We start from the raw sequence: 5688 nt of genomic DNA, 5'->3' as shown, positions 1-5688 counted from the left end.
GGGCGGGGGTGATCTTCACAACGCCGGTGCCCTTTTCCATGTCGGCGTGCTCGTCGCAGACGATGGGGATCTCGCGGCCGATCAGCGGCAGAATGACATGGCAGCCGTGCAGGTGGGCATAGCGGGGGTCCGCCTCGTTGATGGCAACGGCGGTATCGCCCAGCATGGTTTCGGGGCGGGTGGTGGCCAGCTCCAGATATTCGCCGGTTTCCTTGACCTGATACAGCAGGTGCCAGAAGCTGCCGTCCTTGCTCTCGTACTCGACCTCGGCGTCGGAGATGGAGGTGTTGCAGTGGGGGCACCAGTTGACCATGCGGTTGCCACGGTAGATCAGCCCCTCGTTGTACAGGCGCACAAAAACGTCCTTCACCGCGTCAGAGCAGCCCTCGTCCATGGTAAAGCGCTCGCGCTGCCAGTCGCAGGAGCAGCCCAGCTTTTTCAGCTGGCTGACAATGCGGTTGCCGTAGGTGTTCTTCCAGTCCCAGGCGCGCTCCAAAAAGCCGTCGCGGCCGACCATCTCTTTGGTCAGGCCCTCCTCGCGCATTTTGGCAACGACCTTCGCCTCGGTGGCAATGGAAGCATGGTCGGTGCCGGGCACCCACAGGGCGGCATAGCCCTGCATACGCTTGTAGCGGGTCAGGATATCCTGCCAGGTTTCGTCCATGGCGTGACCCATATGCAGCTGACCGGTAACGTTCGGCGGGGGCATCACGATGGTAAAGGGCTTTTTGCTGCGGTCGATCTGGGTATGGAAATACCCCTTGTCGCACCAGTTCTGGTAGATGCGGTCCTCGGTGCCCTGCGGGGCATACTGTTTGGCGAGTTCTTTCGGCATTTGGAATAAACCTCCTTTGGTTTGTGCGGGGCGCTTTGCGTAAAAAGAAAAGCCGCCCCATGAGAAAATCATGGGACGGCTCAGAAAATCTAAGTCGCGGTACCACCCAAGTTGCCCTTACGGGCCGCTTTGCGGCAGGCCAGACAGCCCGCCTGCCCGGATAACGGCGGCAAACCCGGGCGCGGCTACTGCAGTTCACCCCGCCTGCTTGAAAGTGACAGCCCACGGCGCGCCTTACCGGGCTTGCATCCTCCCCGGCTTGCTGCAAAGGCACCTTCCGCAAACACTCTTTCGCATTGCATTTGTACCTTATAATGTACAACACAAGCCAAGAAAAGTCAAGGGCAATAGACAGGACGCCGAAAAAAATTCCGCACAGGCAGGTGGGACGGTGGTTTGCGCACCTTACGCCCAGTTTTCCCACACGTCGGGGCAATACCCCACGGTGGCTTGCCTGCCGTTGCGCACAATGGGCTGGCGCAAAAGCTGCTGGTTTTCAAACAGCTTATCGGCTTGCTGGCTTTCGTCCAGCCATTGCAAGAGTGCCAGTGTGTCCTTGTCTTTGGCGGCAGGGTCCACCAGCTTGTCCCAGCCGCCCACGGCGCGGCAGACGTTGTCAAACTCGCCTCGGCTCAAGCCTTTTTCCTTCAAATCTACCATCTGAAAGCGGATCCGGCGCTCCTTGAACCAGCGCTGCGCCTTTTTGGTGTCAAAGCTCTTGTTTGTGCCGAAAATCTGTATATTCATAGGGGGCTGCCTCGTTTCTGTATATAGGTATAAATTTTATTATACCATCGCCCCCGGCGGTCGGCAAGTGCTTGCCCCGGCGGCGTTACTGTGCTATAATATGGGTTTAGGGTGATATATAAAGGAGTATTATGGAAACACAGAAAACAAGTCCGCTGCTGATCGTATTCCGCATCCTTTTTACGGCGGCTCTGATCGGCAGCATCGTATTCATCTTTCGCAATTCCCTGGAAGTGGCGGCGGTTTCGTCCGACCGCAGCTATCAGGTCATGAAGCTCATCAACGGTATGCTCGCCAAGGTGAACCTTGGCCCGCTCAGCCAGTTTATCATCCGCAAGCTCGCGCATTTCAGCGAGTTTCTGCTGGAAGGTTTCTGGCTTATGCTCTGCCTGCGGGTCTACACCCGCCACTTTGTGCGGCACATGAGCTGGCCGATTCTGGGCGGCGTCCTCACGGCATTGACCGATGAAACCATTCAGATGTTCGTGCCGGGGCGCTCGTCCTCGGTGCGCGATGTCTGGATCGACACCGCCGGTGTTCTGGCGGGGCTGCTGGTGGCGCTGCTGCTGTTGCTTATCGTGCGCGTGGTGGCCGCCTATGCCGCCGTCAAAAAAGAAAACCGTGCCCTGCGGGCCGAGCGCGACCGCCTGTTGCTGGCCGAACGCGAGCGCGAACATACGCGCCTGGCGCGCCGCGCCGCCCACCGCGCCCAACAGGAAGAACCCACACAACATGAGGAGGAACCGCAATGACCACACAACAGGCCATCGAAGCACTGCAGGCCCTGCCCCGTTTGGGGGCGGGCAAACCGGGCCTTGCGCGTATGCACAATCTGCTGGCCCATCTGGGCAACCCCGAAAAAGACCTGCCCTGCGTACATATTGCGGGCACCAACGGCAAGGGAAGTCTGGCGGCCATGACGTCCGCCATTTTGACTGCCGCCGGATACAAGACCGGCCTGACCGTCAGCCCCTATGTGGTGGATTTCCGCGAACGTTTTCAGATCGACGGCGAAATGATCCCCGCCCGCACGCTGACCTCGCTGGCGCAAAAGGTTCTCGCGGCTGTTGACGCTATCCGTGCCGAGGGTGATGAGCCGCCCGTACAGTTCGAGGCCGTCACCGCGCTGGCCCTTTTGTGGTTTGCCCGCGAAAAGTGCGACATCGTCGTGCTGGAAACGGGTCTTGGCGGCAAGTACGACGCCACCAACGCCGTGTCCGACAAGCTGGTGGCCGCCATCACAAAGATCGGCAAGGATCACACCGAGCTGCTGGGCGATACTTTGGCGGAGATCGCCGCCCAGAAAGCGGGTATCATCACCGAGGGCTGCAGCGTTGTCTGCTACCCCGAACAGCCCGCCGAGGCCATGGGCCCCATTCTGACCGCAGCCGCCGAGGCTCACACCAGTATTATCACCCCCGACATGGCGGACCTTGTGTGCATCAAGGGCAAGCGGCTGCAAAACCGCATCAACTACGGCGGCTACGATGTCACGCTGGCCATGCCGGGTGCGCATCAGGCTGACCATGCGGCCATGGCGGTGGAGATTGCTCTTACCCTCTGGCGGGATTTCGGCTACGATATCCCCGACGAGGCCATTTTGCAGGGCCTGGCGCAGGCGCGTATGCCTGCCCGCATTGAAGTCCTGCGCCGCTATCCGCTGCTTTTGCTGGACGGCTGCCACAACCCGGACGGCGTACAGGCGCTGGCCGATACCCTGAAAGCCGCCGAGTTTGAAGAAAATCTGGTCGGCGTGGTCGGTGTGCTCAAGGACAAAGACCACGACACCATGCTGTCCGAGCTGGCGCCCTGCTTTGCCAAGCTGTACACCGTCACCCCCAACTGCCCGCGCGCCCTGCCCGCCGAGGAACTGCAAAAAGAAGCCCGCTTTTACACCGATGCCGAAGCAGTCGGCAGCGTACCCGCCGCCCTGCGCAAGGCGGTTGATTACGCCGAGGAACACAACCTTGCCGGCGTGGTGGTCTGCGGCTCGCTGTATCTGGCGGCGGAAGCACGCCCGTGGCTGCTTAAAGAGGCAGAAAAATAATCCGCGCAGCCTCATTGCAACAAAATATGCACCCGAAAGTCTGTATCGTAAAGGTACAGGCTTTTTCTTTTATATATTGAATATGGTAAAAGGGGACAACTATGGCAAGGGTGTGCTTTGTGCCGGGCAGCGGCACACTGGCGGCGTATTTAAGCGGCGAGATCGACCACCACGCCGCGCAGACGCTGCGCAATGAAATCGACGCGCAGGTGGACGACCGTCTGCCTGAATTGCTGACGCTGGATTTTTCCGGCGTGACCTTTATGGATTCCTCCGGCGTGGGGCTGATTCTGGGGCGCGGGCGGCATATTCGGGCACTGGGCGGGCGTCTGACCGTGCAAAACCCGCCGGCGGCTATACGCCGTATGCTGGATCTGGCCCGCATTGCCTACGCCTAAGGAGTAACACTATGAAAATGCTCAATCAGGTAAAAATCACCTTTGCCGGCCGTTCCGTCAACGAGGGCTTTGCCCGTGCGGCGGTTGCGGCGTTCCTGGTGCAGCTGGACCCAACCGTGCCCCAGCTTGCCGACCTGAAAACCGCTGTGTCGGAGGCCGTGACCAACTGTATCGTCCACGCCTACCCGTCCTGTATCGGCACCATCACCTTGACGGCGGCTTTGTATGAGGGCGGCGTTGTGCGCATCACAGTGACAGACCGCGGGGTGGGTATCCCCGATGTGCAGCAAGCCATGCAGCCGCTGTATACGACAGGCGACCCCGAGGAACGCGCGGGTCTGGGCTTTGCCGTCATGCAGAATTTTATGGATAAGGTGCGGGTGTCCTCCACGCCGGGGCGCGGCACCCGCGTCACGATGACCAAAAAGTTGGACACCCGTCCCCGACCCTCTACATAATATAAAGGAGGGTCGCTATGTCAGCACAGGGCAGGGCATTGCCGCGGGAGGAATTTATCCAAAACAACTTGGGGCTGGCACATGCCTGCGCGGGGCGGTTCAAAAATCGGGGCATGGAATACGACGAGCTGTACGCGGCGGCCTGCCTGGGATTGGTAAAAGCCTATGACGGGTTTGACTGGTCGCGCGGGGTCTGCTTTTCCACCTACGCGGTGCCTGTGATCCTGGGCGAAATCAAAAAGCTGTTCCGCAACGGCGGGACGGTCAAGGTCAGCCGATCCGTTAAGGAACTGGGGCTGAGGATCAATGCGCGGCGCGAACAGTGTCTCAAACAGACCGGTTGCGAGCCGACGGTGGGGGAACTGGCACAGGCGCTGGACACCACGCCGGAGCAGATCGCACTGGCGATCCGTGCCTCACTGCCCACCCTGTCGCTGACCCCGACAGACAGTGAGGACGGCCTGCGGGAATGGGATGTGCCGGTGGATTCACCGGAGGAGGTTTTGTCCGAGCAGATCAGCCTGCGAGAGGTGCTGGACAAGCTGCCGCCGGAGGACAGGGACCTGATACGGCTGCGCTATTTTGCCGAACGAACCCAAAGCGAAACCGCCCGCCGACTTGGCACGACGCAGGTGCAGATTTCCCGGCGGGAGCGCAAAATTCTGACCTGGATGCGTATGCAGCTGCTGGGCGAAGCAGTACCTTGTTTACAAAACGTAAAAACACCGCAGCCGAAATAGTTTACACAGCGTACAATTTGAGGCGTACCTTCGTCAAATTGTACGCTTTTGCTTTGTCCGCATTGTGCGGGATACCAAAGTTGTATGACTTCTCTTGACAAAGCCTACCGAATTGGTGTATCATACGTTCATCGCAGAAATCGACTGTGCCATGCAGCTTTTGGGGAAATTTCAAAAATTTTGAAAAAACCTGTTGACAAAGTACGACAACCTGTGGTAATATAGTCAAGCTGTCCCGCGAGGGACGGCCGCTGAAAAGCCCATAACAACAGCTTGTGCGGGTTTTGCGGGGTTGAAAAACTTCCAAAAAATCCGAAAAAACTTCAAAAAAGTTCTTGACAAACGGAACCTGATGTTGTATAATAAATAAGCTGTCAACGAGAGCTGACAGCACAGCAGGACCTTGAAAATTGAACAAAACTGAAACTTGTGGAACCTTGATCGTGGGTTTGGAAACCCACGT

Annotated in this window: 8 protein-coding genes; 5 read left to right on the top strand and 3 right to left on the bottom strand. The window is 58.6% G+C overall.

Going from position 1 to position 5688, the window contains the following annotated elements; genetic code table 11:
- Positions 1-835: class I tRNA ligase family protein (locus tag Q0I19_RS11425; RefSeq protein ID WP_296023796.1), on the bottom strand; the 835-nt coding region annotated here is incomplete at its 3' end.
- 405 nt (positions 836-1240) lie between these two features.
- Positions 1241-1582 carry an ArsC/Spx/MgsR family protein gene (locus Q0I19_RS11420; protein WP_294761623.1) on the bottom strand — a complete coding sequence of 114 codons (342 nt, stop codon included), beginning with the start codon at positions 1580-1582 and terminating at the stop codon, positions 1241-1243.
- 131 nt (positions 1583-1713) lie between these two features.
- On the opposite strand from Q0I19_RS11420, the gene Q0I19_RS11415 reads away from it, so the two are divergent.
- The 5 genes from Q0I19_RS11415 (at position 1714) to Q0I19_RS11395 (ending at position 5225) form a co-directional block, all read left to right on the top strand.
- A complete protein-coding gene (locus tag Q0I19_RS11415) occupies positions 1714-2334 on the top strand; it encodes a VanZ family protein (protein ID WP_294761620.1) in 621 nt (206 codons plus the stop codon).
- A complete protein-coding gene (locus Q0I19_RS11410; protein ID WP_294761617.1) occupies positions 2331-3629 on the top strand; it encodes a folylpolyglutamate synthase/dihydrofolate synthase family protein in 1299 nt (432 codons plus the stop codon). The genes Q0I19_RS11415 and Q0I19_RS11410 overlap by 4 nt, the downstream gene beginning before the upstream one ends.
- A 101-nt stretch (positions 3630-3730) precedes the next feature.
- Positions 3731-4027 (top strand): anti-sigma factor antagonist, encoded by a 297-nt coding sequence (locus Q0I19_RS11405; RefSeq protein WP_294761615.1) that lies wholly within the window; start codon positions 3731-3733, stop codon positions 4025-4027.
- An 11-nt stretch (positions 4028-4038) separates the two neighbouring features.
- A complete protein-coding gene (gene spoIIAB / locus Q0I19_RS11400; RefSeq protein ID WP_294761613.1) occupies positions 4039-4485 on the top strand; it encodes an anti-sigma F factor in 447 nt (148 codons plus the stop codon).
- Between the two features lie 17 nt (positions 4486-4502).
- Entirely contained in the window at positions 4503-5225 is a 723-nt protein-coding gene (locus tag Q0I19_RS11395; RefSeq protein ID WP_294761610.1) for a sigma-70 family RNA polymerase sigma factor, read from the top strand.
- A 1-nt stretch (position 5226) separates the two neighbouring features.
- Here the strand turns inward: Q0I19_RS11395 and Q0I19_RS11390 are convergent.
- Positions 5227-5688: hypothetical protein (locus Q0I19_RS11390; protein WP_294761608.1), on the bottom strand; the 462-nt coding region annotated here is incomplete at its 5' end.

This window comes from uncultured Gemmiger sp. (assembly GCF_934561205.1).
Taxonomy (GTDB): domain Bacteria; phylum Bacillota; class Clostridia; order Oscillospirales; family Ruminococcaceae; genus Gemmiger.
The sequence above is the reverse complement of the archived record's forward strand: the minus strand, read 5'-3'. Positions and strand labels throughout refer to the sequence as shown.

Excerpts from the sequence above, each read along its gene's own strand:
- Q0I19_RS11395 (WP_294761610.1), top strand. The coding sequence starts at position 4,503 with ATGTCAGCACAGGGCAGGGCATTGCCGCGGGAGGAATTTATCCAAAAC.
- Q0I19_RS11405 (WP_294761615.1), top strand. The coding sequence starts at position 3,731 with ATGGCAAGGGTGTGCTTTGTGCCGGGCAGCGGCACACTGGCGGCGTAT.
- Q0I19_RS11420 (WP_294761623.1), bottom strand. The coding sequence starts at position 1,582 with ATGAATATACAGATTTTCGGCACAAACAAGAGCTTTGACACCAAAAAG.
- Q0I19_RS11415 (WP_294761620.1), top strand. The coding sequence starts at position 1,714 with ATGGAAACACAGAAAACAAGTCCGCTGCTGATCGTATTCCGCATCCTT.
- Q0I19_RS11410 (WP_294761617.1), top strand. The coding sequence starts at position 2,331 with ATGACCACACAACAGGCCATCGAAGCACTGCAGGCCCTGCCCCGTTTG.
- spoIIAB (WP_294761613.1), top strand. The coding sequence starts at position 4,039 with ATGAAAATGCTCAATCAGGTAAAAATCACCTTTGCCGGCCGTTCCGTC.